General features: G+C 57.6%; 31 protein-coding genes. 17 read left to right on the top strand and 14 right to left on the bottom strand.

What is annotated here, in order from left to right:
* Positions 1–202: 202 nt before the first annotated feature.
* The 5 genes from ispH to BM347_RS16355 are packed head-to-tail and all read left to right on the top strand — an operon-like array spanning position 203 to position 3,255.
* Positions 203–1,153 (top strand): 4-hydroxy-3-methylbut-2-enyl diphosphate reductase, encoded by a 951-nt coding sequence (gene ispH / locus BM347_RS16375; protein ID WP_093917582.1) that lies wholly within the window; start codon positions 203–205, stop codon positions 1,151–1,153.
* Positions 1,150–1,602: a DUF3429 domain-containing protein gene (locus BM347_RS16370; RefSeq protein WP_093917581.1), complete on the top strand. Its 453-nt coding sequence runs from the start codon at positions 1,150–1,152 to the stop codon at positions 1,600–1,602. The genes ispH and BM347_RS16370 overlap by 4 nt, the downstream gene beginning before the upstream one ends.
* Positions 1,599–2,192 (top strand): class I SAM-dependent methyltransferase, encoded by a 594-nt coding sequence (locus tag BM347_RS16365; RefSeq protein ID WP_093917580.1) that lies wholly within the window; start codon positions 1,599–1,601, stop codon positions 2,190–2,192. Before BM347_RS16370 ends, BM347_RS16365 begins: the two co-directional genes overlap by 4 nt.
* Positions 2,180–2,635, top strand: a complete 456-nt coding sequence (gene rnhA, locus BM347_RS16360) for a ribonuclease HI (protein WP_093917579.1) — start codon at positions 2,180–2,182, stop codon at positions 2,633–2,635. The genes BM347_RS16365 and rnhA overlap by 13 nt, the downstream gene beginning before the upstream one ends.
* The gene (locus BM347_RS16355; protein WP_093917578.1) at positions 2,632–3,255 is read left to right on the top strand and encodes a trimeric intracellular cation channel family protein; all 624 of its coding nucleotides are present in this window, start codon (positions 2,632–2,634) and stop codon (positions 3,253–3,255) included. Before rnhA ends, BM347_RS16355 begins: the two co-directional genes overlap by 4 nt.
* A 2-nt stretch (positions 3,256–3,257) precedes the next feature.
* Here BM347_RS16355 and BM347_RS16350 read toward each other — a convergent pair whose 3' ends face one another.
* Genes BM347_RS16350 through def (BM347_RS16330) form a run of 5 tightly spaced genes read right to left on the bottom strand, consistent with a single transcriptional unit; the run spans position 3,258 to position 5,897 of the window.
* Complete coding sequence (locus BM347_RS16350) at positions 3,258–3,497, bottom strand: hypothetical protein (protein ID WP_093917577.1); 240 nt, start codon at positions 3,495–3,497, stop codon at positions 3,258–3,260.
* Positions 3,498–3,501: 4 nt separating this feature from the next.
* The gene (gene fmt, locus BM347_RS16345) at positions 3,502–4,416 is read right to left on the bottom strand and encodes a methionyl-tRNA formyltransferase (RefSeq protein ID WP_093917576.1); all 915 of its coding nucleotides are present in this window, start codon (positions 4,414–4,416) and stop codon (positions 3,502–3,504) included.
* A 4-nt stretch (positions 4,417–4,420) separates the two neighbouring features.
* Entirely contained in the window at positions 4,421–4,918 is a 498-nt protein-coding gene (def, locus tag BM347_RS16340) for a peptide deformylase (RefSeq protein WP_093917575.1), read from the bottom strand.
* Complete coding sequence (gene def / locus BM347_RS16335; RefSeq protein ID WP_093917574.1) at positions 4,915–5,382, bottom strand: peptide deformylase; 468 nt, start codon at positions 5,380–5,382, stop codon at positions 4,915–4,917. The genes def (BM347_RS16340) and def (BM347_RS16335) overlap by 4 nt, the downstream gene beginning before the upstream one ends.
* Complete coding sequence (gene def, locus BM347_RS16330) at positions 5,379–5,897, bottom strand: peptide deformylase (protein ID WP_093917573.1); 519 nt, start codon at positions 5,895–5,897, stop codon at positions 5,379–5,381. The genes def (BM347_RS16335) and def (BM347_RS16330) overlap by 4 nt, the downstream gene beginning before the upstream one ends.
* Positions 5,898–5,996: 99 nt before the next feature.
* Here def (BM347_RS16330) and BM347_RS16325 point away from each other — a divergent pair, with 99 nt between their 5' ends.
* A complete protein-coding gene (locus BM347_RS16325) occupies positions 5,997–7,166 on the top strand; it encodes a MalY/PatB family protein (RefSeq protein WP_093917572.1) in 1,170 nt (389 codons plus the stop codon).
* 2 nt (positions 7,167–7,168) lie between these two features.
* On the opposite strand, the gene BM347_RS16320 is transcribed toward BM347_RS16325, so the two are convergent.
* The gene (locus BM347_RS16320; RefSeq protein WP_093917571.1) at positions 7,169–7,528 is read right to left on the bottom strand and encodes a hypothetical protein; all 360 of its coding nucleotides are present in this window, start codon (positions 7,526–7,528) and stop codon (positions 7,169–7,171) included.
* A 166-nt stretch (positions 7,529–7,694) separates the two neighbouring features.
* Here BM347_RS16320 and BM347_RS16315 point away from each other — a divergent pair, with 166 nt between their 5' ends.
* Positions 7,695–8,669 (top strand): glutathione S-transferase family protein, encoded by a 975-nt coding sequence (locus BM347_RS16315; RefSeq protein WP_093917570.1) that lies wholly within the window; start codon positions 7,695–7,697, stop codon positions 8,667–8,669.
* Positions 8,670–8,683: 14 nt separating this feature from the next.
* Here the strand turns inward: BM347_RS16315 and smc are convergent, their stop codons facing one another.
* The gene (gene smc / locus BM347_RS16310) at positions 8,684–12,139 is read right to left on the bottom strand and encodes a chromosome segregation protein SMC (protein ID WP_093917625.1); all 3,456 of its coding nucleotides are present in this window, start codon (positions 12,137–12,139) and stop codon (positions 8,684–8,686) included.
* Positions 12,140–12,770: 631 nt separating this feature from the next.
* Between smc and BM347_RS16300 the strand changes: the two genes are divergently transcribed.
* Positions 12,771–13,541, top strand: coding sequence for an FCD domain-containing protein (locus tag BM347_RS16300; RefSeq protein WP_093917569.1), 771 nt, complete (start codon positions 12,771–12,773; stop codon positions 13,539–13,541).
* A gap of 72 nt (positions 13,542–13,613) precedes the next feature.
* On the opposite strand, the gene BM347_RS16295 is transcribed toward BM347_RS16300, so the two are convergent.
* The 5 genes from BM347_RS16295 to BM347_RS16275 form a co-directional block, all read right to left on the bottom strand.
* The gene (locus BM347_RS16295; protein WP_093917568.1) at positions 13,614–14,174 is read right to left on the bottom strand and encodes a F0F1 ATP synthase subunit B; all 561 of its coding nucleotides are present in this window, start codon (positions 14,172–14,174) and stop codon (positions 13,614–13,616) included.
* Positions 14,175–14,177: 3 nt separating this feature from the next.
* On the bottom strand, positions 14,178–14,729 hold the full coding sequence (locus tag BM347_RS16290; RefSeq protein ID WP_093917567.1) for a F0F1 ATP synthase subunit B': 552 nt from the start codon (positions 14,727–14,729) through the stop codon (positions 14,178–14,180).
* 86 nt (positions 14,730–14,815) lie between these two features.
* Positions 14,816–15,052, bottom strand: coding sequence for a F0F1 ATP synthase subunit C (locus BM347_RS16285; protein ID WP_008227326.1), 237 nt, complete (start codon positions 15,050–15,052; stop codon positions 14,816–14,818).
* Between the two features lie 67 nt (positions 15,053–15,119).
* A complete protein-coding gene (locus tag BM347_RS16280; RefSeq protein ID WP_093917566.1) occupies positions 15,120–15,878 on the bottom strand; it encodes a F0F1 ATP synthase subunit A in 759 nt (252 codons plus the stop codon).
* A 1-nt stretch (position 15,879) separates the two neighbouring features.
* Entirely contained in the window at positions 15,880–16,209 is a 330-nt protein-coding gene (locus tag BM347_RS16275; RefSeq protein ID WP_093917565.1) for an AtpZ/AtpI family protein, read from the bottom strand.
* A gap of 254 nt (positions 16,210–16,463) precedes the next feature.
* Between BM347_RS16275 and BM347_RS16270 the strand changes: the two genes are divergently transcribed.
* Positions 16,464–16,820, top strand: coding sequence for an ArsR/SmtB family transcription factor (locus BM347_RS16270; RefSeq protein WP_093917564.1), 357 nt, complete (start codon positions 16,464–16,466; stop codon positions 16,818–16,820).
* A gap of 219 nt (positions 16,821–17,039) precedes the next feature.
* Here the strand turns inward: BM347_RS16270 and BM347_RS16265 are convergent, their stop codons facing one another.
* Positions 17,040–17,930: a DMT family transporter gene (locus tag BM347_RS16265; protein WP_093917563.1), complete on the bottom strand. Its 891-nt coding sequence runs from the start codon at positions 17,928–17,930 to the stop codon at positions 17,040–17,042.
* Positions 17,920–18,804 (bottom strand): LysR family transcriptional regulator, encoded by an 885-nt coding sequence (locus tag BM347_RS16260; RefSeq protein WP_093917562.1) that lies wholly within the window; start codon positions 18,802–18,804, stop codon positions 17,920–17,922. The genes BM347_RS16265 and BM347_RS16260 overlap by 11 nt, the downstream gene beginning before the upstream one ends.
* 129 nt (positions 18,805–18,933) lie before the next feature.
* On the opposite strand from BM347_RS16260, the gene BM347_RS16255 reads away from it, so the two are divergent.
* The 8 genes from BM347_RS16255 (at position 18,934) to BM347_RS16220 (ending at position 24,983) form a co-directional block, all read left to right on the top strand.
* Positions 18,934–19,512, top strand: coding sequence for an FMN-dependent NADH-azoreductase (locus BM347_RS16255; RefSeq protein ID WP_093917561.1), 579 nt, complete (start codon positions 18,934–18,936; stop codon positions 19,510–19,512).
* A gap of 204 nt (positions 19,513–19,716) precedes the next feature.
* Positions 19,717–21,216 carry a signal recognition particle protein gene (ffh, locus tag BM347_RS16250; protein WP_093917560.1) on the top strand — a complete coding sequence of 500 codons (1,500 nt, stop codon included), beginning with the start codon at positions 19,717–19,719 and terminating at the stop codon, positions 21,214–21,216.
* A complete protein-coding gene (locus BM347_RS16245) occupies positions 21,213–21,545 on the top strand; it encodes an NIPSNAP family protein (RefSeq protein WP_093917559.1) in 333 nt (110 codons plus the stop codon). Before ffh ends, BM347_RS16245 begins: the two co-directional genes overlap by 4 nt.
* The gene (locus BM347_RS16240) at positions 21,545–21,841 is read left to right on the top strand and encodes a chorismate mutase (RefSeq protein ID WP_093917558.1); all 297 of its coding nucleotides are present in this window, start codon (positions 21,545–21,547) and stop codon (positions 21,839–21,841) included. Before BM347_RS16245 ends, BM347_RS16240 begins: the two co-directional genes overlap by 1 nt.
* A 43-nt stretch (positions 21,842–21,884) precedes the next feature.
* Positions 21,885–22,286, top strand: a complete 402-nt coding sequence (rpsP, locus tag BM347_RS16235; RefSeq protein WP_093917557.1) for a 30S ribosomal protein S16 — start codon at positions 21,885–21,887, stop codon at positions 22,284–22,286.
* A 301-nt stretch (positions 22,287–22,587) separates the two neighbouring features.
* Positions 22,588–23,109 (top strand): ribosome maturation factor RimM, encoded by a 522-nt coding sequence (gene rimM / locus BM347_RS16230; RefSeq protein WP_093917556.1) that lies wholly within the window; start codon positions 22,588–22,590, stop codon positions 23,107–23,109.
* 78 nt (positions 23,110–23,187) lie between these two features.
* Positions 23,188–24,027, top strand: coding sequence for a tRNA (guanosine(37)-N1)-methyltransferase TrmD (gene trmD / locus BM347_RS16225; protein WP_093917555.1), 840 nt, complete (start codon positions 23,188–23,190; stop codon positions 24,025–24,027).
* Positions 24,024–24,983, top strand: a complete 960-nt coding sequence (locus tag BM347_RS16220) for a phosphoribosylaminoimidazolesuccinocarboxamide synthase (RefSeq protein WP_093917554.1) — start codon at positions 24,024–24,026, stop codon at positions 24,981–24,983. Before trmD ends, BM347_RS16220 begins: the two co-directional genes overlap by 4 nt.
* Positions 24,984–25,111: the final 128 nt, after the last annotated feature.

Here is a 25,111-nt window from a genome sequence, read left to right as displayed (position 1 = left end):
GCGGCAAACGCTACGGGCATAGGCTCTGAATTGGTTTTCGAGTGCTGGCAAAGGCGAAAGAAGCTCAAAATATGAAACGGCACCTTACCAAGGTTCCATAGGACGCGGCTTCCCACGGACGATATGCTTGCGCGGCCGCCGCTCCCGTCTGGACGATTGTGCCTGCAGCACTTATCTAATCACCAAGCCCAAGGAGCCGGACATGTCAAAATCACCCCTGACCCTTTATCTTGCGGCCCCCCGTGGGTTTTGTGCAGGGGTGGACCGCGCCATCAAGATCGTTGAAATGGCGCTCGAAAAATGGGGGGCACCTGTCTATGTTCGCCACGAGATTGTACATAATAAATTCGTCGTCGACGGGTTGCGTGAAAAGGGTGCCGTTTTTGTCGAGGAACTCTCGGAATGCCCCGATGACCGCCCGGTGATTTTTTCCGCCCACGGTGTCCCAAAATCGGTCCCTAATGCTGCGCAGGCCCGCAATATGGTCTATGTTGATGCCACCTGCCCTTTGGTCAGCAAGGTCCACATCGAAGCGCAGCGCCACGCAGATGCAGGGCTTCAGATGATTATGATCGGTCACGAAGGGCACCCCGAAACCGTCGGCACCATGGGGCAACTGCCCGACGGCGAAGTGCTGCTGGTCGAAACCCCGCAAGACGTGGCAACCGTGACCGTGCGGGACCCGCAAAAGTTGGCCTATGTTACGCAAACAACCCTGAGCATCGATGACACCGCAGACATCGTCGCGGCCCTGAACGCGCGGTTCCCGGCCATTGTTGGCCCCCACAAGGAAGACATCTGCTATGCCACGACCAACCGCCAAGAAGCGGTCAAGGCCATGGCCCCTAAATGCGACGCCATGCTGGTCGTCGGTGCCCCGAACTCCAGCAACTCCAAAAGGCTGGTCGAGGTCGGATCGCGCGCGGGCTGTTCTTATGCCCAGCTTGTTCAGCGCGCTGACGACATCGATTGGCGCGCGCTAGACGGGATCAAAAGCATCGGGATCACGGCAGGCGCATCCGCCCCCGAGGTGCTGATCAACGAAGTCATCGACGCCTTTAAATCCCGCTACGACGTCACCGAAGAACTGGTCGAAACCGCCATCGAAAACGTTGAATTCAAGGTTCCGCGCGTCTTGCGGGTGCCCGCATGACAACTATTCCCCGCGCCCCGCTTATTCTTGGCCTTGCCGGTCTGATCCCGTTCATCTGGGGCGCGTTGACGGTGGTCAATGAACCCCTAGCCACCTGGGCTGCCGCCAATCTGGGGGGCCGTTTTGTTGGTCCCTATATCCAGCTTTTCTATGGCGCAGTGATTTTGTCATTCATGTCCGGCGTCTTGTGGGGCTTTGCCACCAAGGCCGATGGCCCACAGGCCGCGACGGGGTACACCCTTGCAGTCATCCCAGCCCTTTGGGCGTTTTTCATGACGGGCGGCGGCCCGGTCGGGGCTGGCATGAACCTGATGTTCGGCTTTGCCGGATTGCTGGCGCTAGATTTCGCGTTTTGGCGGTGGGGGCTGGCCCCTGAATGGTGGATGAAGTTGCGTGTCTTATTAACCGCCATTGTATTGATCTGCCTCGCGACAGGCGTGTTTTTATGAGCGATCCAGAAACGCTAGGCGTCTACGCAGACAAAGCGCAGGAATACGCTGAGTTCAATCAGAGCATCACTGGTGATCCACAACTGCACGCGTTCATCCGCGCGGTAAAACCAGGCGGCACCGTTCTGGATCTGGGCTGCGGTCCGGGCATCGCAGCCGAGCATATGGCCCGCGCGGGCCTTAAGGTTACCGCGATAGACCCTGTGCCCGAAATGGTGGCCCTCGCCGCACAGAAACACGGGGTCACGGCGAAACAAGCCAGCTTTGATGATCTGACCGGCACCGATCTCTATGATGGGGTTTGGGCCAACTTCAGCCTTTTGCACGCGCCGCGCCGCGACATGCCGCGCCATCTGAAAAACATCGCCGCCGCCCTGCGCCCGAACGGGGTATTTCACATCGGGGTAAAGACCGGCACAGGCGAACGTCGCGATACGCTGGGCCGGCTTTATACCTACTTCACCCACGACGAATTGACCGGTCTTTTGGCTGATGCGGGCCTGACCGTCAAAGAGCATGCAACAGGACGCGATAAGGGGCTGGACGGCACCCTCGCAGACTGGGTATGCCTGCGCGCATGGCGAAACTGACTGCATATACCGATGGGGCCTGTTCAGGTAATCCCGGCCCCGGCGGCTGGGGCGTTTTGATGCGCGCAACCGACAACGGCAAGATTATCAAAGAACGCGAGTTGAAGGGCGGCGAAGCGGCCACCACCAACAACCGGATGGAGCTGATGGCCGCGATCAGCGCGCTTGAAGCACTGGCCCGCGCGACTGAAATTACCATCGTGACCGACAGCAACTATGTCAAAAATGGCATCACTGGCTGGATCCACGGCTGGAAGAAAAACGGCTGGAAGAACGCCGCGAAAAAGCCCGTAAAGAACGCCGAGCTGTGGCAACGTCTGGATGCAGCCAACGCAAGCCACAAGGTTACGTGGGAATGGGTCAAGGGCCACGCGGGCCATCCCGAAAATGAACGCGCGGATGAATTGGCAAGGGCGGGCATGGCCCCGTTCAAAGGCAAATGATCTTGACCGACCTTCTTGATTACGCGTCCGTCTTGGTCTTTGCGATCACAGGTGCCTTGGTTGCCAGCCGGGCCCAGCTTGATCTGGTGGGCTTTGGGTTTATCGCATGCCTGACGGCCTTGGGCGGCGGTACGGTGCGCGACCTGCTATTGGACCGCAACCCGATCTTCTGGATCGCGAACCCTGCTTATCTGGGCGTCGCCGCTGCGGCGGCCTTTGTGGTTTTCTTTACCGCGCATCGGCTTGAAAGCCGTTACCGCACATTGATTTGGCTGGATAGTTTTGCACTGGCCGTGGCTGTGGCCGCTGGTGCAGGTGTCGCGTTTTCCCTAGATCAGTCCCCAGTCATCGTGGTCCTGATGGGCATGATCACCGGCTGCATGGGCGGCTTGATGCGCGACGTGGTGGTGGACGAGGTGCCGCTGGTTCTGAAACAGGGCGAACTATACGTCACAGCCGCCTTTGCAGGGGCGGCCACGGCCGTCGTCCTGCGCATTTTTCTAAATGACGATGCCATCGCCCTGTTTGCTGGGGCCTGCGTGACATGGGTTTTGCGTGCCGGATCGCTCTATTTCGGGTGGAACCTGCCCGTCTACAAAGGCCGCCCGCCCCGCGTCTAAGGCTATTTGCGACGCCAGTGGAACGGGACAATAATCAGCGCGCCGATGGATGAAACAATCGCGTTCAGCCCCGGTGAATTGAACCCGAACCCGAACATCAAGCGCACAAAGTAAAACAGAAACGCGCCGCCCACACATATGATGATCGACGCCAGAATCCCGTTGCGGGTAAAACCCGACTTTTCCGCCAGGTAACCAACGATCCCTGCGATCACGACGGTGCCGATTATCGATGGAAACATAGCGTTATCCTTTGCCCAAAATCGTGCCCGGCACGATTTGCGCGCCTTGCTGAAACACATCGATATCTTGGGCCGCTTTGCCCGCACGTTGCAAGCGTGTCAGTTGGACGGCCCCCGTTCCGCAGGCAACCCGCAGGCTTGCGTCCAACACCTCGCCAGCCGTACCGCTGCCATCTGCAAGGGATGATCCCAGCACCTTGATCCGTGTCCCATCCAGATCGAACCACGCACCGGGAAAGGGTGACAGCCCACGGATCAGACGGTCGACCTCGACTGCGGGTTTGGTCCAGTCAATCAGTGCCTCGGATTTATCGATCTTGGCGGCATAGGTCACGCCACCCTCGGGCTGCGGTTCAGGCACCAGATCAGGCAGCTTTGCCAAGGCATCCACAATCAAACGTGCGCCCATCTCACTCAGCCGGTCGTGCAACTGAATTGTGGTTTCGGTCGCCCGGATCGGCGTCGCCTCGCGCAAAAGCACAGGGCCTGTGTCCAAACCAGCCTCCATCTGCATGATGCAAACGCCGGTTTCCGCGTCACCGGCCATAATAGCGCGGTGAATGGGTGCAGCACCGCGCCAGCGCGGCAGCAGACTGGCGTGAATATTCACACATCCCTGCGCTGGCGCATCAAGGATGGCTTGCGGCAGGATCAGGCCATAGGCGACGACCACCGCGATATCGGCATTGAGCGCGGCAAATTCCGCCTGCGCCTCGGGCGTTTTAAGCGAAACGGGATGCCGGACAGGCAAGCCCAAGGCCTCTGCCCGTGCTTGAACAGGGCTGGCGCGGTCCTTTTTCCCACGGCCTGCGGGGCGCGGCGGCTGGCAATAGACACACACGACATCATGCCCCGCCAATACCAGCGCATCCAGCACCGGCACTGAAAATTCGGGCGTTCCCATAAAGATCACGCGCATGTGGCTATCCTTTGAATTTCCGCGCCTTGCGCAGCAGCATATCCCGGCGGGTTTTGCTCAGGTTATCGAAATACATCTTGCCCGCCAAATGGTCGATCTGGTGCTGTACGCTTGTGGCCTCGAGCCCGACAAAATCACGACGTGTGATAACGCCGTTCTCATCAAGATAGCGCACCGTCACGCCGCGTGGTCGCTTTACCTTGGCCGACACACCGGGCAGGTTTGGGCTTGCTTCGTCGTGTTCGTTCATGATCGCGGAGGCATCCAAAATCTCGGGGTTGGCCAGCCTGATCCGCTTGTCCCGCCCTTGCGATGCATCGACCACCGCAACCCGCAGCATCACCCCGATCTGCGGCGCGGCAAGGCCAACACCGGGCATAGCGTCCATCGTGTCAATCATATCATCCCACAGACCGCGAATTTCATCTGTAATATCGGGCACATCCGCCGCGGCTGTACGCAAGCAAACATTGGGCCATGGCACAATTTTCCGAACCGTCATTGGGTCGTATCCTTTTCCACACGATCATAGATTACGATGCCGTCCAGATGGTCGTATTCATGCTGAACGATCACCGCCTCAGCCCCGGAAAAGCTACGCTCCTGAGTGCCTTCAAGGTCAGTCCAGCGCAAAGTCACCGAAGCCGCGCGGTCGACATCCATCGGAACACCGGGAATCGAAAGGCACCCTTCCTCCCCCGTCAAACGTTCATCAGAGAGTGCTATAATCTGTGGATTTACACAAGCGATCGGGGTTGGCGTGCCCTCTTTCCAGCCCGCGTCAAAGACGAAAATCCGTTCGCTCCGCCCCACCTGAGGGGCCGCCAAGCCGCGCCCGGGGGCATCATACATCGTGTCAAACATATCGGCCATCAACTGCACAATCTCGGGCGTGATAATGTCGACCGGCTTGCAAACCTGCGTCAGCCGGGCGTCTGGCCAGATCACAATGTCCAGCACGCTCATGCGCGGGCCAGTTCGCGTTTTAGCTTGGTCATTTTACGGGTGATCATCTGGCGCTTCAACGGCTTGAGGTAATCGATGAAAAGCTTGCCATCGAGATGGTCAATCTCGTGCTGTACGCAGGTGGCCCACAGCTTGCTGAACGTCTCGGTCTGTTCGTTGCCGTCCCGGTCAATCCAGCGCACGTCGACCTCGGCCGGGCGGGTCACATCGGCATATTGATCAGGAATCGACAAACACCCTTCCTCGTAGGTGTTCAAATCGTCTGACCCCGCGATGATTTCAGGGTTGAACATGATCAAAGGACGCGGCGCTTCGCCTTCTTCCTTGACGCAATCCATAACGATCAGCCGGTCAAGAACGCCCACCTGCGGGGCGGCAAGGCCAATGCCCGGTGCGTCATACATCGTGGCCAGCATATCATCTGCCAAAGCGCGCAATTCATCCGTCATATTCGTGACAGGGGCGCAGACCTTTTTCAGGCGTGGGTCGGGGTGAAGAAGAATGTTACGTTTCATGCATGTGATTTAGGCCAACCGGTGTCACATCGCAACCTCAGGGCTTGCGGTCAGGCAGATTAGGTTTAGCTTGCAGGCGAAATATTTCAGGAGCGACCTATGAGTTTTGACGAGATCATCGACCGCCGCGGCACCCATTGCGCTAAATGGGACAAGATGGAGCCGATTTACGGCGTGCCAGCGGACACTGGCATTGCCATGTGGGTCGCTGATATGGATTTCCGCCCGCCCGCGGTTGTGCAAGACGCGCTCCAAGGCATGTTGGACCATGGCGTGTACGGCTACTTTGGCGATGACAGCCAATATCTGTCCGCGATCCAGTGGTGGATGGAAAACCGTCACGGCTGGAAAATCAAACAGGACTGGATCTTTACGACACATGGGTTGGTCAACGGCACCTCGATGTGCATCGACGCCTTTACCAAGCCCGGCGATGGTGTAGTCCTGTTCACCCCCGTTTATCACGCTTTTGCGCGGGTGATCGCCGCTTCGGACCGCAAGGTTGTTGAATGTGCGATGGCGAACAATGATGGCCGGTACGAGCTGGATTTTGACGCGTATGACGCCCAGATGACAGGCGATGAGACCATGCTGGTGTTCTGTTCGCCACACAATCCGGGCGGCCGCGTTTGGACCAAAGACGAACTGGCGCAGGTTGTTGCCTTTGCCAAGCGTCACGATCTGATTTTGGTGTCTGATGAAATCCATCACGATCTGGTCATGCCCGGCATTACCCATACACCGATGGCATTGATGGACAATGTACAGGATCGTCTGGTGATGATGACCGCGACAACAAAGACCTTTAACATCGCGGGCGGGCATTGCGGCAATGTGATTATCCAAGACCCCAAGCTGCGCGCGACTTTTGCCAAACGAATGAATGCGATGGGGATTTCCCCAAATTCATTTGGGTTGGTCATGGCCACAGCCGCCTATTCGCCCGAAGGGGCTGCATGGGTGGATGAGCTGGTTACCTATCTGAATGACAATCGCCGTATTTTCGATGCCACCATCAATGCCATTCCCGGACTACAGTCGACGCCGCTGGAATCAACCTATTTGGCATGGGTCGACTTCGACGGAACAGGCATGGACCGGGATGAGTTCACCAAACGGGTCGAAGAAACCGCCGCCATTGCAGCGAACCACGGCACAACCTTTGGCAAAGGCGGCGATACATTCCTGCGCTTTAACATCGCGACGCCCCGCGCGCGTATCGAAGAAGCCTGCAATCGGCTGCGTGACGCGTTCAGCGACCTTCAGTAAAGCTAAACCGGTGTGCCCTTGGCAATCAATGCCACGGGCGCATCATTTGCCCGCACAAAATCAAGCGCTGGCTGCTGCGAGACTTTGGTCGCGCGCTTGAACTCGAATTGCATCTCGCTGCCTTCTCTTTGGGCGGCGACGATCAAGCACTGAAACAGATGGATTGACCCATCGTACAGATCCACCAATCCACGTACCCGTGGCGCGGTTTCAGCTTCCATTGAAAAACCGGTTTTCCAATGGCGTAGCACCCGATGCTGCGTTCCATTTACATCAATCCGCAGCTTAGATGCCTTGCGCAAGCTCTTCATGCGCGCCGCATCTAATCCGGCTTGGATTTCCTTTGGCAGAGAAATTTCCATATTACACCCCCATTGTTAACCAAGATGACGTGAAGCTGCGCGAAATCAACTGGTGCTTGGAAAAAGATAACAGTGGTGCATCTTTGCAGACGCTGATGTGCGCGCATACCTGTGGCCATAATCTTACAGCGCGATAGCTTAGCCTCACAAAGTAAAGGAGTGATCAATGGGCCTTTTGGTAGATGGCGTCTGGAAAGACCAATGGTACGATACGAAATCCTCTGGCGGGAAGTTCGAACGCTCGGCCGCGAAATTTCGCAATTGGGTGACAGCAGATGGCAGCGCTGGCCCCAGCGGCGATGGCGGGTTCAAAGCCGAAAGCGGACGGTATCATCTGTATGTAAGCTATGCCTGTCCGTGGGCGCATCGAGCGCTCATCTTCCGCGCGCTCAAGGGTCTCGAGGATCACATCTCGATCTCGGCCGTTCACCCCGATATGCTGGGCGAGGGTTGGGAATTCGCAACGGATTTCCCCGGTGCCACAGGTGACACGTTGTTTGACTACCCCTATGCTCGCGACATCTATACCCGCGCAGATCCAAAGTTCAGCGGCCGCGTGACCGTGCCTATTCTATGGGACAAAACCAACGAGACGATCGTTTCAAACGAATCTTCTGAAATCATCCGGATGTTCAACAGCGCGTTTAACGCGATCACCTGCAACAGCGCAGATTACTGGCCCGAACACCTGCGCGATGACATCGAAGCGGTTAACAGCCGCGTCTATGACACCGTCAATAATGGCGTCTATAAATGCGGCTTCGCCACGACCCAAGCCGCCTATGACGAAGCGGTTCACCCTCTCTTTGGCAGCCTCGACTGGATTGAGGGGATTTTGGCCGACAATAGATATCTGATGGGCGACACCCTGACAGAGGCTGACTGGCGGTTGTTCACGACGCTGGTGCGGTTCGACAACGTCTACCACACGCATTTCAAATGCAATCGCAAGCGGATCATCGATTACCCGAACCTCTGGGCCTATACACGCGAATTATACCAGATGCCCGGTGTGCACGACACGGTAAGGATGGATCACATCGTGCGCCATTATCATTATAGCCATGAGACGATAAACCCGAACCGGATCATACCGATCAATCCCAATATCGACTTCTACGCGCCGCACGGACGGGGTTAGCCCCTGTACTTGCTCTAGGCGACGAGTGTTTCGGCTTTCTTCAGATCAACCGACACCAGTTGGCTAACGCCCTGTTCGGCCATCGTGACGCCAAACAGCCGGTCCATCCGGGCCATGGTAACTGCGTGGTGGGTGATGATCAAAAACCGCGTATTGGTCTGGCGACACATTTCGTCCAGTAGATCGCAAAACCGCGTCACGTTGGCGTCGTCCAGCGGTGCGTCAACCTCGTCCAGCACACAAATTGGGGCCGGGTTGGCCAAGAATACCGCGAAGATTAACGCCATTGCGGTCAGGGTTTGCTCCCCCCCGGACAACAGGCTCAGCGTGCTCAGCTTTTTGCCCGGAGGCTGGCACATAATCTCAAGCCCGGCCTCCAACGGATCGTCGGATTCAACCATGACCAAATTCGCTTCACCGCCATTAAACAGATGCCTAAACAGCATCGAAAAGTTGTTATTGACCTGTTCAAACGCCGTCAAAAGACGCTCGCGCCCCTCTCGGTTCAGGCTGGAAATGCCACTGCGCAATGTCTTGATCGCCTCGGTCAGGTCTTCTTTCTCGGTGGCTAGGTTATCATGCTCTTCCTGAACTTCGCGGGCATCTTCTTCGGCGCGCAGGTTCACGGCACCCAACGCCTCTCGCTGGCGTTTCAGCCGGTTCACATCAGCCTCCAACGCATCAGATCCCGGCATTTTTTCAGGGTCCATGTCCAGTGATGCCAACAACTGATTGGGCGTCATCTGCTGATCTTCGGCGATGCGTTCCGCAGCATAGGCCACCGTTTCTTTGGCCGCATCCCCGCGCGCCTCAGAGCGGGCACGCGCTTCGCGCGCCTCTGATGCCAGCCGTTCTGCATCCCGCTCGGCCACTGTCGCCTCGCGCAGCAGGCCCTCGGCCAGCGACAAACGATCCGCCGCCTCTGCCTTGCGCGCATCTGCTGCGGTGATCGCTTGGGTTAACTCATCACGCTTGGCTGCGATCTCGGCGGGTGCGGCACTCGCGTCTTTCAATTCGGCCTCTGATGTAATCTTCCGTTCCACGAGCTCGGCGCTACGCTTTTCAGCCGTGTCCAAACGATGACGCCAGCCGCTCAATTCTTTGGTCACTTCTTGCGCGCGCTTTAACCGGGCATCGCCCTCGCGACGCAATTCATCATGGGCAGACCGGCGCGACATCATCGCAATCCGCGCGCCTTCCACCGTCATCCGCAAAGTTTCAACACCTTCGCGGGCCTCAGCCACATCATCAAGCTCGGAAAGCGCGCGCTCGGCCTCGGTCACGGATTGGCGCGCAGTCATGGCTTCTTCCTCGTGGCGCGATACCGCCAGCCCAAGGCTCTCCAGCCGGCCCTCTGCGAGATTGCGATCGGCCTCGGCCCGACTCAGCGCACGGCCAGCATCCGCAACCGCCCGATCAGCATCCCGGCGGGCATCGCGGGCCAGCTTGTCCGCCTGAGTTTGCGCACTCAGGGTCTGTTGCAATGCTTCATGCGCATCCCGCGCGCCATCGGCACGCTGACTGGCCTGCTCCAACGACTGCTTCAACACTTCGAGCCGGTTAATCTGTTGCAAACGCAGCGCAGCGGCGGATGGCGCATCCTCTGCCCATGCCCGGAAACCGTCCCAACGCCACAAATCCCCCTCGGGCGACACCAAACGTTGTCCGGGGCGCAATGCTGCCTGCAACCGTGGTCCGTCGTCCGCCTCTACAAGGCCGATCTGACTCATTCTGCGGGCCAGAACATCGGGCAAGGACACATGGGCCGTCAGCGCCGTCACCCCGTCGGGCAGCGGTTGCACCACATCATAGGCAGGCAATACGGCCCAGCCCGATGGGCCATCTGCGTTAACCTGAGGCGCACGCAGATCATCAGCCAATGCCGCACCAAGCGCCTTTTCGAATCCGTGTTCGACCTGCAAGCGGTCCAATATCTGCCCACCTTCGGCAGTGTCCCGTTCCACCAGTTTGGCCAGCGCACCGGCTTCGGCGCGCAGGGCGTTCATCTCGCCTTCCGCTTCCGACCGTTCTGCGCGTGCTTCTGCCTCCCGGCTTTGCGTTAGCGCACGCTGCTCTTCCGCCTCGTTCAGGGCCGTTTCCGCAGCCGCAGCCTGCTGCGCGGCGGCAGCCTCGGCGGTCTTTGCCGCATCGAAATCAGCCGCAGCCTTCACCAACGCAGCCTTGCTTTGCGCGACAGCATCGCGTGCCTTTTCGGCCTCGCTCTCTGACTTGGCCAAGGTTTTACGGCTGTCGCCCAGCAGACGTTCCGCCGATCCGTGCCGCGCCGCAAGGCGGGCAACGTCCTCGGTCATTTGCGACAATGCCGCTTCATGGCTTTGCAGAACCGATGCGGCCTCGCGGGCGGTTTCAGCCGTGGCTTCCAGCGCCGCCGCATGGCCGGACCCTGCTTTCTCAAGCTCTTTTGATTCCCACTCAAGCCGTTGGATTGTGTCGCCCGCATCGCGGTTCAACCCAGCCTCGCGTTCGATATCACGGGTCAGTTGCGCGATCCGATTGGTCAGCGCATCAATAGTTTCCTGCGCGCGGGCTTCTTGATCGGCAAGGGTATCGCGTTGCACCCCAAGACGCTGAACAACAGCCGCCGCAATCGCATCCTCTTCGCGTAACGGCGGCAATGCATCCTCGGCGCTTTGACGCGCCTTGGCGGCCTGGCGCACCGCGCCTTCGGCTTGCGCCGCCTCGGTCACACGAATGCGCAGCTCGTCGGCCGCGGCCGCACGCGCATCATCAGCTTCGCGCCAACGACGGTACAAGAGCATACCTTCGGATTTGCGCAGGTCATTCCCGATTTCACGATACCGCGCCGCTTGCCGCGCCTGACGCGCGAGCTGCGCCAATTGCGCCGCCAGCTGTTCAATCACATCATCAACACGGGCGAGGTTTGCCTCGGCAGCATTCAGTTTCAGCTCGGCCTCGTGGCGCCGCGCATATAGCCCAGAAATCCCGGCAGCCTCTTCCAGAATGCGGCGGCGGTTCTTGGGTTTGGCGTTGATCAGTTCCGAAATCTGGCCTTGCCGTACCAAGGCTGGCGAATGCGCCCCGGTCGAGGCATCTGCAAACAGCATCTGGACATCGCGGGCGCGTACGTCTTTGCCAGCCGCCTTATAGGCACTGCCAACATCCCGCGTGATACGGCGCACGATTTCAATCTGATCGGCATCGTTGAACCCAGCCGGGGCCAGTCGTTCGGTGTTGTCGATATGCAGGGCGACTTCGGCAAAGTTGCGCGCAGGGCGGGTCGAGGCACCGGCAAAGATCACATCTTCCATGCCGCCACCGCGCATGGCAGTCGGACGGTTTTCCCCCATCACCCACCGCAATGCCTCGAGCAGGTTCGATTTGCCACAGCCATTGGGGCCAACCACACCTGTCAGACCATCTGCGATGATCAGGTCCGTTGGATCAACAAAGCTTTTAAAGCCCGTCAGTCTGAGTTTGGAAAACCGCAATTGCCCTCGCTTGTCTGATTCCCAAGATGCATGCAAGTAGGCGTGATGCATCGCGTCCTGTCAATCCAAAGACGCTAGGGAAAGAGGGTAGTCTCCGCTTATCCACAAGATATTGCGCTAGATCCCGGTATTACACGACAAACTGTGCATCGCTGGATTTTCTGAATTGGTCGGCGTTTGGGCCGACAAGCTGCACTTGATGGGTGGGCGTACTGCGCGAGGCGCGCCTGAGGTTGGGCATGCCAGAACGCCCGTGGCCAATGCCTGATCGCCCCACACCTCCGTCACGTCACAGCCGCTGACCGCAGACATCGCAAAAGCAGCCCGATCCGTGATCGGACCTAAACGGGGCGCGTATTCGAAATTTATGCGCATCGCTTCGGCCAGGTTTCCCCGAACCCGTACATCAAACACGGACCCGTCAACGGCAACCCTAGTGGCAGTCAGCCCCCTGAAATGCGGGCCGGCTGTGTTGCACGCGGCCAAGCTAAAAACGATAAGGACAAGCAAATATATGTTTCTCATGCCCAATCGGTACGCCACAGCGATTAACAGCGGGTGAAACACTGACAAAGATATTGTCGCTGCCCCCTGCCGGTCATATAATTTGACCAATTCGAGAGGTCATTTCATGCCATTTCAGCCTGTATCGTCAGAAAAGCTATCGCATGCCGTCGTGCGGCAGGTCGAGCAGCTGATCCTGCGCGGCATATTACGCCCCGGGGAACGCTTACCGGCAGAACGTGAACTGGCCAAACGGCTTGATGTGTCGCGCCCGTCCCTGCGCGATGCGATTGCACAGCTCGACAAATCGGGACTGCTGATCGCCAAACCCGGTGCCGGCGTCTATGTGGCAGACGTGCTCGGTGGGGCCTTTTCGGCACCGCTGATCGAACTATTCTCGCGCCACGACGAGGCGGTGTTCGACTATCTGTCTTTCCGCCGCGACATGGAAGGCCTAGCCGCAGAACGCGCGGCACGTTTGGCGTCAGACACGGATCTAAAGGTTGTCGACACCACCTTTCGCAAGATGGAAACCGCCCAAGATACCCGCGCAGCCGAGGACGAAGCACAGCTGGATGCGCAGTTCCACATGGCCATTATCGAAGCGAGCCATAACGTCGTGATGCTGCATATGATGCGGTCGATGTACGACCTGCTGCAAGGTGGCGTGTTCTATAACCGGCAGGTGATGTTCAAACAGCGCACTACGCGGTCTGCCCTTCTGGATCAGCACCGCGCGATCAATGATGCGCTTCAGGCCCGTGATCCCGTTGCCGCCCGCGCCGCTGTCGAAGCACATCTGAACTATGTGGAGAACGCGCTACGCGATCAGCAACGGGCAGAGCGTAACGAAGTTGTTGCGCATCAACGACTACAACACGAGACGCAGCAAGACTGACCTTTAGAAAACTAGCCACAAACGCAAAAGGCCCCGGAGAGTATCCGAGGCCTTTCGTTAAGATAGCTAAGCTTAGTGCAGCTTGGAATCTACATCCGCGATTGCGCTTGCGATCAAGGCATTGCCCTCTGCGGCGGTCATCTTCTTGGCGATGACTTCCTTTGCAGCGGCAACAGCGATCACAATCGCTTGGTCACGTACTTCTTTCACGGCAGCAGCTTGTGCCGAACCGATTTGCTCTTCGGCGGCGGCCAAACGACGCTCGATGGATTTCTCCAGATCGGCACGGGCTTGATCCGCAGCTTCGGTCGCTTCAGCTTTTGCAGCTGTTACAATCCGGTCGGCTTGATCTTTGACTTCTTGCTGCTTGCGCTCGTAGCTGGCCAAAAGTGTCTGCGCTTCTTCACGCAGGGCACGGGCTTCGTCCAGTTCCGACTTGATCCCTTCCGCCCGGTTATCGAGCATGCCCGATAACAACGAAGGTACTTTGAAATAGAACAAAACACCGATGAACAGAATGAACGCGAGCAACACGATGAAGTCTGTGTTGTTCAGCGAAAAGAAAACGTCGCCCGCTGCAAAAGCCGGTGATGCCACCAGGCCTGCAATCAAAGCTGAGAAAGTCAAACGCATGGCTTATCCTTTCATCCGGGCTTCGACGGCCGCGGAAACAGTTTTCGCATCTGCGGAACCACCCAAGGCTGCCACAATCGCCTGAGCGGTGTCTTTTGCCACCTCTTCGACGTTTTGCATGGCGCTTGCGCGAATTTCAGAGATGGCTTTTTCGGATTCAGCAGCTTTCTCGGCGATCTCGGCGTCTGCTTGCGCAATTGCCTTGTTCAGATCGGCTTGAATATCTGCTTTTGCGGCTGCAACGATGCGGTGCGCCTCGGCGCGGGCATCGATCAGCGCTTTATCATATGCGGCTTCTGCCTCTGTTGCCTTGACCTTAAGGTCTTCGGCAGCAGCGATGTCATTGGTGATTGTGCCTTGGCGTTCAGCCAAAACCGATCCAATGCGCGGCAAAGCAATCCGGGATAGAATGAAGTAGATCGCAACAAGCGCCACGACCAGCCAGAAGATCTGGTTGCCGAACCATTCGCCGCAAAGTTGGGGCATGCCAATGGCACCGCCGAATTCGTTGACACACATGCCAGCGACTTCCATATCAATTGGTTCAGTTGCCATTGTGGCCTCCTGTCAAAACGTTCAAATCCCTTGGGCAGCGCGCCGTAACGCGCTGCCCGAAGCGTAAGGAAGTGTCAGTCTGACGCTTAAACGGCGAACATCAACAGCAGAGCAACGAGGAACGAGAAGATCCCCAGGGCTTCTGCAAACGCGATGCCGATGAACAGTGTTGCAGTCTGACCAGCAGCTGCCGAAGGGTTGCGCAGTGCGCCGGCAAGGTAGTTGCCTGCAACGTTGCCCACACCGACTGCCGCGCCGCCCATGCCCATGCATGCCAGACCCGCGCCAATGTATGCGCCCATTTGTACGATATCGCCTTCCATGAGAATTCTCCTTACGATGGAATTGAGGTGATGAAGTGGGGCAGGTCAGAATGACCCACGCCCGTTGTTAGTGATGCGGATGAAGCGCGTCTTTCAGATAGACACACGTCAGAATGGTGAACACGTAGGCCTGGATAAAGGACACCAGGATTTCGAGGCCATACATCGCGGTGATTGCCACGACGGACAAAGGCGCGATGGCTGCAATCGCGGCGAAGCCTGCGAAAACTTTGATCACGGCGTGACCAGCCATCATGTTACCCGCCAAACGAATGGAGTGGCTGACCGGGCGCACGAAATACGAGATCACTTCGATCAGTGCCAGAATAGGGCGCAGTGCAAGCGGTGCGCTGGAGACCCAGAACAAGCCCAAGAAAGACGCGCCGTTTTTGACGAAGCCCAGAATGGTAACGGCAAAGAATACTGCAAAGGCCATGATCGCAGTGACAGCGATATGCGATGTTGGCGTGAACGCCATTGGCAGCAGGCCAAGGAAGTTCGCGAATACGATGAACATGAACAGTGTCATAATGTAGGGGAAATATTTAACCCCTTCTTTACCGCAAATGTCTTCGACCATCTTGTAGATAAAGCCGTAGGCAAGCTCGGCTACCGACTGCAAGCGTGTCGGGATAACCGACCGTTTTGAGGTGCCCAGAACCAGCAAGGCGAACACGGCCAGAACAGCCAGAGCCATCCAAACGGTTGCGTTGGTGATCGTGTACCAAGAAACAGCGCCATCGCCAAAGAACGGCTTAACGATGAACTGATCCATCGGGTGGAAAACCAAGCCGCCCGCTTCTTCGCCGTGTGCTTCTGCCGCCATGTCAGGGCCCTTTATCTTCTTCGACCGTTTCGGCCATCTTCTTTTCCTGGATTTCTTGCGCAGAGCGGAGCATCGTCTTTACCCCAGCCGCAAGGCCCAGCATTACAAACAGCACCATGAATATCGGGAGCGTTCCAAAGAACCAATCCAACGTATACCCGATGCCAAAACCGATCCCAAGACCGGCGCAAAGCTCAATCACCATCCGCCAGGCGAGCGATGCCTGAGAATAATGCTCATCCACGCGGGGCTTTGGTGCTTGCGCTTGCTTTGCCGCCGCGATCTTGGCCTCAAGCTGCTTTAGTCGCTGCTGTTGGTCCGGATCGGTCACGCCAAAAATCCCCGTGGATGTGTTGGTGCTTAGCTACTTTTACTGCCCAGCCGAGTCAACAGGATTGAATACTCGTGTATCCAATTGATTTTGCTTTATTTTGCAAATTCAAAACAGATGAAAAAGCCCCGCCACGGAGTCAAAACCGCCCGAAATCGCGCCTGATTGTTATTCAACCTTTTGGTTGAGGGTCCGATCCGCTATGGATATCTGAAAGCTAATCCACACCCCTTAACCGGTAACAAAGAAGCACCATGTCCGCCCAGCTAGACTCCATATTCGCAGCCCTTGCTGACCCGACCCGTCGGGCCATTCTGTCGATGTTGCTAGAGGATGACATGGCCGTGACGGATGTCGCCGAGCCGTTTGATATGTCCCTTGCCGCGATTTCCAAGCATCTGGGCGTGTTGGAACGGGCAGGCCTGATCGCGCAGGAAAAGCGTGGTCGCCTTAAGTGGTGCAAACTTGAACCCTCTGCACTGCAGTCGCCATCGGTGTGGATGCAAGGGTTTGGTCAGTTTGACCCGGTAAATCTGGATGATTTTGAAAAGTTTCTGGCAGCGGAGATTAAAGCGGAATCGTCAAACGCTGAAGCAATCGAGTTGGAGTAGGTTTTGCTGGCTCTTCCGTGACGAGGTAATAACACGAAAGAGCCATGCTTGATGTAGTTAGATAATGCCAAACGCAAAGCGCAAGATGGCAAGTACAACTACGACCAGACCGATTAGATAGATAATGCTACGCATGTAACCATTCCTTTATTAACTTTCCGTGATGATAACTCCTTGGCAAACGCATCGGTTCCCAAATTTGTTTATTTATTTATCACGTTAGGTCAAAACTTGGTCATTCCGCAGTAAAAGGTACAGCGCCAGTATCGTTAACCCCACGCCCCCCAATACAATCGTCGATGGCGTGCCATTGCCCAACGCGACCTCCCACAAAATCACCCAGCTTGGTGTCAGATAGGTATAGGCCATCACCTTGGCCGAGGGCAGTCGCAGCGACGCAAACTGCAGCAAAACAAACGTGGCAGAGGACGCCGCCACCGAGACATAAAGGATCGTTATCCAAACGATAGGCGGCAGCGCCAGCCAGTTCGTGCCCAGCACATCACGCCACCCATAGATAAAGATCAACGCCCCACCACCGATAAGCGTCCCCAATGTGAACACCACCGCAGGCTCGCCCCTGTTCAGCTTGCGCACCATTGGCGTATAAAGCGCGTGGCTGACACAGCCGATAAGATACACCGCCTCGCCGCGCCCGACCTCAAACCGTTGTAGGGCGGCGATATCTGCGCGGAAAATAACCCAAAGCGCCCCAATCGCACCGATGGCCAGCGCCAAGGCCATCCGCAACGTTGTTTTCTGCCTCAACAACAGCCAACCAAAACCTGCCGCAATGACAGGGGTGAGTGTGAAAACCGCCGCAGCACTAACGGGCTGCGCAGTTTTCAACCCCTCGAACATCAGCACAAAATAGACGGCGAAAAGCCCGCCCAATATCACGTAGCGCCACGGCGCACGGGCGGCTTCACGTGTGATCCCCGTCGTCGCGGCAACCGCAACAGCAATCACAGCCCCCGCAATAACAAACCTAGCAGCATTCAACGCAGCAGGCGATATCATGTTCGCCGACATCGACCCCAATGAAAATGCCCCCGCCACCAAAGCCGAGAACGTGAGCATTGCCAGATGCCCCTGAATATCAGGCCGCACCAGATTGCACCTTTGCGCTGTCTTTCAAGAATTTCAGCAGCGCCTGAACCTTGGGCGTTCGGTGCAAATCGACATGGGTAACAAGCCACAGTGCTGAATCCCATTCAGGCAACTGCGGATGAACCTCGATCAGATCGGGATCATCCAGCACTTCCTCGTATCCAACAAACCCGATACCGGCACCGCTGCGAATGGCCGTTGTCAGCGCATTTGAATCCAGACAGCGAAAGGTCATCGCGCTTTTCGGCACCACGGCTCGCATCCACTGAAAGAACGGCGCGCGGTTCTCCATGTCGTCGTGAACAACAAAACGGTGGTTTCCGTAATCCTCGACCCCCGATGGCTTGCCAAACGCCTCGATATAACTGCGATGCGCAAACAGCCCGACCCTAAGCGCCCTGAAGGGCTGCACGACGTTGTCCGGCTGCTCTGGCACTTTGCCCGCGCGGATCGCCACATGCGCTTCGCCGTACTCAAGCCGGAACAGTCGTTCGCCAGTCAGGAAACGGATGGAAATTTCCGGGTTCTGCTTTTGGAATTCAACCAGCAAGGGCGTGACCCAATCGGCAAGCCCTAATAAGGACGTCACGACCAGCTCGCCTGATACGCTCTCTCCGCGCCCCTTAATGCGGTTGGCCAACTGGCTGAACTGATCGTTCGTCGCCTGCGCCACGCGCAACAGGTCCTCCCCCGCCTCGGTTGCCTTGTAGCCACGGGCATGCCGCTGGAACAGTTTGACGGACAGGCGCGCCTCTAATGCATCAATATGGCGGATCACGGTGGCATGATGCACGCCCAAAACTTCGGCAGCGCCGCTCACTGTGCCCATGCGCGCGACTTGATAAGCTGTCTTAATCTCATCCCAATTATCCACTGCGGCACCCTTTCAAACGAAAATATGTGCAAAATCGAACAGATCCTACGCGGTTTTCGCAAGTTGCGTCCGCCCGTGCAAGGCGCATCTAGATCAGGGAACAGAAACTCAAAATAAGGGACATCTCCCATGTCTATTCTACGCGTCGACTCCTCTGCCAACACCACCGATTCCGTAACCCGCGCCATGACCGACCGCATCATCGCCACGCTGGGCGATACAGATGTAACCGTGCGCGACCTTGCACTGGAACCGCTGCCGCAAATCACCGGAACATGGGCCGTTGCCCGCGCTACCCCGGCCGAGGCCCGCTCCCCCGAGCAAGCCGAGGCTTTGATCGAATCCGACAAACTGGTCGCCGAGCTGTTGGCCGCAGATACAATCGTTATTGGTGCGCCTCTCTATAACTTCAGCGTGCCTGCATCCCTGAAGGCATGGATCGATCTGATCGCCCGCACCGGCGTGACTTTCCGCTATACCGAAACCGGCCCCGAAGGTCTGGTCAAAGGCAAACGCGTGATCATCGCGATGGCATCGGGCGGCGTTCCAGCTGGATCCCCTGCGGATTTCAACACCAGCTACCTGAAAACTGTTCTTGGCTTTATGGGCATGACCGACGTCACCATCGTTTCCGCAGATGCGCTAGCCAAAGACCCCGACGGCACGATGGCGCGCGCCAACGACGCCATTGACGCATTGGCCGCCTGATCACCGGGCACGACGGGCGGGTTGACTCAAACCCGCCCCTCACTTAAACGACCCACAAATCCCGGAAGCACTATGCCTTCCGGTCTCTGGCGCGGCCAGAGATCGCCCCCCACCAGCGTGTTACGCCCGTGGGGGCATTTGTGTATTTAACGCGGGCTTCCTAGATTAGGATCATCCGCAACCGACCGAAGGGGGCCATGGCCCATGTTTGAGAATCTATCCGAACGCCTTTCCGGCGTCTTTGACCGCCTCACCAAACAAGGGGCGCTGTCCGAAGAAGACGTCAAAACCGCCCTACGCGAAGTTCGCGTCGCCCTGCTTGAGGCTGACGTATCCCTGCCCGTCGCCCGTGATTTCGTCAAAGCCGTCCAAGACAAAGCCACCGGCCAAGCGGTCACCAAATCGATCACCCCCGGTCAACAGGTCGTCAAGATTGTCCATGACACTCTGATTGACGTGCTCCGCGGCGAAGGCGAGCCCGGCTCGCTGAAAATCGACAACGCCCCTGCCCCGATTCTGATGGTTGGTCTGCAAGGGTCCGGTAAGACGACAACGACTGCCAAGCTGGCAAAACGTCTCAAAGACCGCGACGGCAAACGCGTGCTGATGGCGTCACTTGACGTTAACCGCCCCGCCGCGATGGAACAGCTGGCGATTCTCGGTGTGCAAATCGGCGTTGATACCCTGCCCATCGTTAAGGGCGAAAACCCCGTCCAGATCGCCAAACGCGCGAAGACCCAAGCCGCCATGGGCGGCTATGACGTCTATATGCTGGATACTGCGGGTCGCCTGTCCATCGACGAAGAGTTGATGCAACAGGTCGAAGCCGTCCGCGACGTGTCCAACCCGCGCGAAACACTGCTGGTGGTCGATGGCCTGACCGGCCAGGACGCCGTGCAAACAGCTGAAAACTTCAACGACCGCATCGGCATTTCCGGCGTGGTCCTGACCCGCATGGACGGCGACGGTCGCGGTGGTGCGGCCCTGTCCATGCGCGCCGTCACTGGCAAGCCGATCAAATTCGTCGGTCTTGGCGAAAAGATGGACGCGCTCGAGACGTTTGAACCTGAACGCATCGCGGGTCGTATCCTTGGCATGGGTGACATTGTCGCCCTTGTTGAAAAAGCCCAAGAAACCATCGAGGCCGAACAAGCCGAAAAGATGATGCGCCGCATGGCCAAGGGTCAGTTCAATATGAACGACCTGAAAATGCAGCTTGAACAGATGCTCAAGATGGGCGGCATGCAAGGCATGATGGGCATGATGCCCGGCATGGGTAAAATGGCCAAACAGGTCGAAGAAGCGGGCTTTGACGACAAGGTGCTCAAGCGCCAGATTGCCCTGATCCAATCCATGACCAAGAAAGAGCGCGCCAACCCCGCGCTGCTGCAAGCCAGCCGCAAGAAACGTATCGCTAAGGGTGCCGGCCTCGAAGTGTCCGAGTTGAACAAGCTGATGAAGATGCAGCGCCAGATGAGCGATATGATGAAAAAGATGGGCAAAGGCGGCATGCTCAAACAAGCCATGAAGGGCATGATGGGCGGCAAAGGCGGCATGGACCCTGCGGCCATGGCCCAAGGCATGGACCCCAAAGCGCTTGAAGCCGCGGCGAAACAAATGGGCGGCAAGCTGCCCGACATGGGCGGTATGGGCGGCGGCATGGGCCTGCCCGGCGGCCTGTCAGGATTTGGGAAAAAGAAATGATCAGTTGCACCGTCAGATATGAAATCGACCCCGACAAATTACCGGAATTCGAAATCTATGCAAAAGCGTGGCTGCACCTTGTGGTGAAGCTGGGCGGCATCCATCACGGCTATCATATGCCGCATGAAGGCCCCAACGACATCGCCTATTGCCACTTTTCCTTTGCGTCGCTCGCCGATTACGAGGCGTACCGCGCAAAGATGTGGGACGATCCTGAATGCCTGCGCGCCTATGAGCACGCCAAGGCGACCAAATGCATCCGTCGTTATGACCGTTCGTTCACCAAGCCGATGTTCAACGGCGCGACCGTCGATGAATTGGGGCTGTAATGACCAATAGTGCTAAATTGGCCGCCGAGGTTCTTAAAGAACACCGCGCGAGCATCGACCGCCTAGATGCAATCCTTGTTTACACGCTGGGCGAGCGGTTCAAACACACTCAGGCTGTGGGGAAACTCAAAGCTGAACACGACCTTCCCCCGTCCGATCCGAACCGCGAAGCCGGTCAGATCGCACGTCTCGAAGATTTGGCGAAAGAGGCTGACCTCGATCCCGAATTCGCCAAGAAGTTTCTGAACTTCATCATCGCTGAAGTCATTCAGCACCACAAACAACACCAGTCGTAGGGTGGGTGAAACCCACCACACCTAAACCCAAAGGAAATACATCATGTCCATGAAAATTCGTCTCGCCCGTGGCGGTTCCAAAAAGCGCCCGTTCTACCGTATCGTTGCTGCCGACAGCCGCATGCCACGCGATGGCCGCTTTATTGAAAAGCTGGGCACATATAACCCTCTGCTGGCCAAAGACAGCGAAGAGCGCGTGAAAATGGACGTTGAACGCGTTCAGTATTGGATGAGCAAAGGCGCACAGCCAACAGACCGTGTTGCACGTATGCTCGAAGCCGCAGGCGTGACCCCAAAGACAGAGCGCAACAACCCCAAGAAGGGTACACCGGGCAAGAAAGCCCAAGAGCGCGTTGAAGAAAAAGCCGCCAAGGCCGCCGCAGCAGCAGAAGCCGCAGCAGCACCAGCGGAAGAACCTGCAGCAGAAGAAGCCGCAGCAGAATAATCAAACGGTTCCCCGGCGCGGTCTTTGCTGCGCCGGGAAGCTACAGGTGTATTCGACAGCTGGCATCACTTTGCCAATGCAGGCTGTCCGATGTACTTTCTCATCACTCTGACACCGACCGCGCCCTGACGTCGTCCCTGACCCGAAAGCCGATCATGTTCCGATTGCTGCGTCTCATCTTTATTCTTGGTTTAGGTATTGCCATTGGCATCTGGTTTGAACGTACGCTGATGAAAAGCGAATGTCGGGCTGGTGAAGGTCAGTGGACCGGCACAATCTGTGTGAATTCGGAGTTATTGCAATGAACGACAAAGTATCCGTAGGCGCGATTGCGGGGTCATATGGCGTGCGCGGCGAATTGCGCGTCAAAAGCTATTGTGCAGTTCCCGAAGACATCGAAACCTACAGCCCCCTGACATCAGAAGACGGCAAGCGCAGCTTTGCAATCGCGCTGGTGCGTCCGATCAAGAACGGCTTTGTCGCCCGCATCACGGATGTGACGTCAAAGGAAGAAGCAGACGCCCTGCGCGGCACCGTGCTGTTTGCCCGGCGGGATCAGCTGCCCTCGTTGCCCGACGATGAGTTTTATCATGCCGACCTGATCGGGCTTGAGGTGTTTGATACGGGCGGCACGTTGATCGGTAAGGTCAAGACCGTTCAAAACCACGGCGCGGATGATCTGCTGGAAACGCAGCTTGCTGGCACCTCGGCCACCGTGTTCCTGCCCTTTACCAAGGCGGCGGTTCCCACGGTCGATCTGGCCACAGGTCGCATTATCGCCGATCCCCCCGATGGGATACTCCCCGATGCCAAGGCTGATTAAGCCGCGCCTGCAAAATGGGGCGGCGTTCCAGACCCCGCGCGGCCCTGCAAAAGCCGTGCTGGAAAAGGCCAATGTGACATGACAACACCGCCAAGCAAGACAAACGCCCCTGACGGGCCCGCAAAGCCCCGTTCTCACGGCCGCCAATCGGTACGTCCGACGCTGAAACCCCGCGAATTGATGCAAGACACCCCCGATTACGCAGGTGTTTGGCGGGCCGAGATTGTCACGCTATTCCCCGAACTTTTCCCCGGCGTGCTGGGGGCCAGCCTGACGGGCCGCGCCCTGCAAGAGGGCAAGTGGCAGCTACGCACCCATAATCTACGCGACTATGGCATTGGTAAACACCGCAACGTTGATGACACGCCCGCAGGCGGCGGTGCTGGCATGGTCATGCGTGCCGATGTGGTTGGCCCCGCGATCGAAGAAGCCATGTCGGGCGCGGCGGGACGTTGGCCGATCCTGTACATGTCGCCGCGCGGACGCCGCTTTGATCAGGCGATGGCCGCCGATCTGGCTAAATGTTCGGGCGTCACCATGCTGTGTGGCCGTTTTGAGGGCGTCGATGAACGCGTGATCGAACACTATGGCATTACCGAAGTGTCCTTGGGCGATTTTGTCATGACCGGTGGCGAACTGGCGGCGCAGGCGATGATCGACGCCACCGTGCGCCTGCTGCCCGGTGTGCTGGGCAACGCAGATAGCACGGTCGAGGAAAGCCATTCCTCGGGCCTGTTGGAACATCCCCAATACACCCGTCCCGCCGAATGGATGGGCCGCGAAATACCACCCGTTCTGATGTCGGGCAACCACGGCGAAATCGCGAAATGGCGGTTGGCCCAAGGCGAACGGCTGACAGAACAGCGCCGCCCTGATATGTGGGCAAAATACACGCCAAAACCAAAGGGCAAATCATGACCGACCTCAGCCGCACCCTTGACCACGCCCGCATTGACGAGCTGCCAAACCCCTATTTCGGCAAGGTGCGCGATTGCTATGATCTGCCAGATGACCGCCGCATCCTGATCTCATCGGACCGGATATCGGCCTTTGATCGGATCCTGACGGCGATCCCGTTCAAGGGTCAGGTTTTGACCCAAACGGCGCGGTTCTGGTTTGATAACACCGCAGATATCTGCCCCAACCACGTGCTGGAATACCCCGACCCCAATGTGGTGATCGGCAAACGCCTGACCATCCTGCCCGTCGAGATTGTGGTGCGCGGGTATCTGGCCGGCTCCACCGGTACATCGGTTTTGACGCTGTACAAAAAGGGCGCGCGGCAGATGTACGGCCACAGCTTCCCCGACGGGCTGCGTGATAATGAGGCGCTGCCCCATGCGATCATCACGCCCACGTCCAAAGAATTCGATGGCGGTCATGACGCGCCGCTGACGGAAACCGAAATCGTAGAACAGGGTCTGCTCACCCAAGCACAATGGGATCAGATCAGCGACATCGCCTTGCGGCTGTTTGCCCGAGGACAAGAAATGGCCGCCAAGAACGGGTTGATCCTAGTCGATACGAAATACGAATTTGGCACCGATGCCGATGGGAACATCCTACTGGCTGATGAAATTCACACGCCTGACAGCTCACGCTTTTGGCTGGCGGATGGGTATCAGGCGGCGCTTGAAAACGGCACCCGCCCCCCGTCCTTTGACAAGGATGTTATCCGGTCGTGGGTCGATGCGCGCTGCGACCCTTACAAGGATAACATCCCTGAAATTCCCGCCGATCTGATTGCAGCAACCTCGCAGGTCTATATCGACGCCTACGAGGCGATCACCGACCAGACGTTCGTGCCCAACATGGACGGCGACACCATGCTGGACCGCGTGCGCAGCAATCTGGCCCCCTATTTCACCACCTAAAGGGCGACGCATTTAGGCGGTGATACCCTCTTGATCCAAGGGAATATCCGACCTATACGACGCCTACGTCTGGAATCGCTTTTGCGGCTCCAGCCTTTTCTGCATCCGCAGAAATTCAAAGCAAAGAT

It is taken from the genome of Sulfitobacter marinus, from assembly GCF_900116285.1.
GTDB classification, from domain to species: Bacteria; Pseudomonadota; Alphaproteobacteria; order Rhodobacterales; family Rhodobacteraceae; genus Sulfitobacter; species Sulfitobacter marinus.
This window is presented reverse-complemented; position numbering and strand designations above follow the sequence as displayed.

Bases quoted from the DNA above. Each gene is read 5' to 3' on its own strand.
- ispH (WP_093917582.1), top strand. From the start codon at position 203: ATGTCAAAATCACCCCTGACCCTTTATCTTGCGGCCCCCCGTGGGTTT.
- BM347_RS16370 (WP_093917581.1), top strand. From the start codon at position 1,150: ATGACAACTATTCCCCGCGCCCCGCTTATTCTTGGCCTTGCCGGTCTG.
- BM347_RS16365 (WP_093917580.1), top strand. From the start codon at position 1,599: ATGAGCGATCCAGAAACGCTAGGCGTCTACGCAGACAAAGCGCAGGAA.
- rnhA (WP_093917579.1), top strand. From the start codon at position 2,180: ATGGCGAAACTGACTGCATATACCGATGGGGCCTGTTCAGGTAATCCC.
- BM347_RS16355 (WP_093917578.1), top strand. From the start codon at position 2,632: ATGATCTTGACCGACCTTCTTGATTACGCGTCCGTCTTGGTCTTTGCG.
- BM347_RS16350 (WP_093917577.1), bottom strand. From the start codon at position 3,497: ATGTTTCCATCGATAATCGGCACCGTCGTGATCGCAGGGATCGTTGGT.
- fmt (WP_093917576.1), bottom strand. From the start codon at position 4,416: ATGCGCGTGATCTTTATGGGAACGCCCGAATTTTCAGTGCCGGTGCTG.
- def (WP_093917575.1), bottom strand. From the start codon at position 4,918: ATGACGGTTCGGAAAATTGTGCCATGGCCCAATGTTTGCTTGCGTACA.
- def (WP_093917574.1), bottom strand. From the start codon at position 5,382: ATGAGCGTGCTGGACATTGTGATCTGGCCAGACGCCCGGCTGACGCAG.
- def (WP_093917573.1), bottom strand. From the start codon at position 5,897: ATGAAACGTAACATTCTTCTTCACCCCGACCCACGCCTGAAAAAGGTC.
- BM347_RS16325 (WP_093917572.1), top strand. From the start codon at position 5,997: ATGAGTTTTGACGAGATCATCGACCGCCGCGGCACCCATTGCGCTAAA.
- BM347_RS16320 (WP_093917571.1), bottom strand. From the start codon at position 7,528: ATGGAAATTTCTCTGCCAAAGGAAATCCAAGCCGGATTAGATGCGGCG.
- BM347_RS16315 (WP_093917570.1), top strand. From the start codon at position 7,695: ATGGGCCTTTTGGTAGATGGCGTCTGGAAAGACCAATGGTACGATACG.
- BM347_RS16300 (WP_093917569.1), top strand. From the start codon at position 12,771: ATGCCATTTCAGCCTGTATCGTCAGAAAAGCTATCGCATGCCGTCGTG.
- BM347_RS16295 (WP_093917568.1), bottom strand. From the start codon at position 14,174: ATGCGTTTGACTTTCTCAGCTTTGATTGCAGGCCTGGTGGCATCACCG.
- BM347_RS16290 (WP_093917567.1), bottom strand. From the start codon at position 14,729: ATGGCAACTGAACCAATTGATATGGAAGTCGCTGGCATGTGTGTCAAC.
- BM347_RS16285 (WP_008227326.1), bottom strand. From the start codon at position 15,052: ATGGAAGGCGATATCGTACAAATGGGCGCATACATTGGCGCGGGTCTG.
- BM347_RS16280 (WP_093917566.1), bottom strand. From the start codon at position 15,878: ATGGCGGCAGAAGCACACGGCGAAGAAGCGGGCGGCTTGGTTTTCCAC.
- BM347_RS16270 (WP_093917564.1), top strand. From the start codon at position 16,464: ATGTCCGCCCAGCTAGACTCCATATTCGCAGCCCTTGCTGACCCGACC.
- BM347_RS16255 (WP_093917561.1), top strand. From the start codon at position 18,934: ATGTCTATTCTACGCGTCGACTCCTCTGCCAACACCACCGATTCCGTA.
- ffh (WP_093917560.1), top strand. From the start codon at position 19,717: ATGTTTGAGAATCTATCCGAACGCCTTTCCGGCGTCTTTGACCGCCTC.
- BM347_RS16245 (WP_093917559.1), top strand. From the start codon at position 21,213: ATGATCAGTTGCACCGTCAGATATGAAATCGACCCCGACAAATTACCG.
- BM347_RS16240 (WP_093917558.1), top strand. From the start codon at position 21,545: ATGACCAATAGTGCTAAATTGGCCGCCGAGGTTCTTAAAGAACACCGC.
- rpsP (WP_093917557.1), top strand. From the start codon at position 21,885: ATGTCCATGAAAATTCGTCTCGCCCGTGGCGGTTCCAAAAAGCGCCCG.
- rimM (WP_093917556.1), top strand. From the start codon at position 22,588: ATGAACGACAAAGTATCCGTAGGCGCGATTGCGGGGTCATATGGCGTG.
- trmD (WP_093917555.1), top strand. From the start codon at position 23,188: ATGACAACACCGCCAAGCAAGACAAACGCCCCTGACGGGCCCGCAAAG.
- BM347_RS16220 (WP_093917554.1), top strand. From the start codon at position 24,024: ATGACCGACCTCAGCCGCACCCTTGACCACGCCCGCATTGACGAGCTG.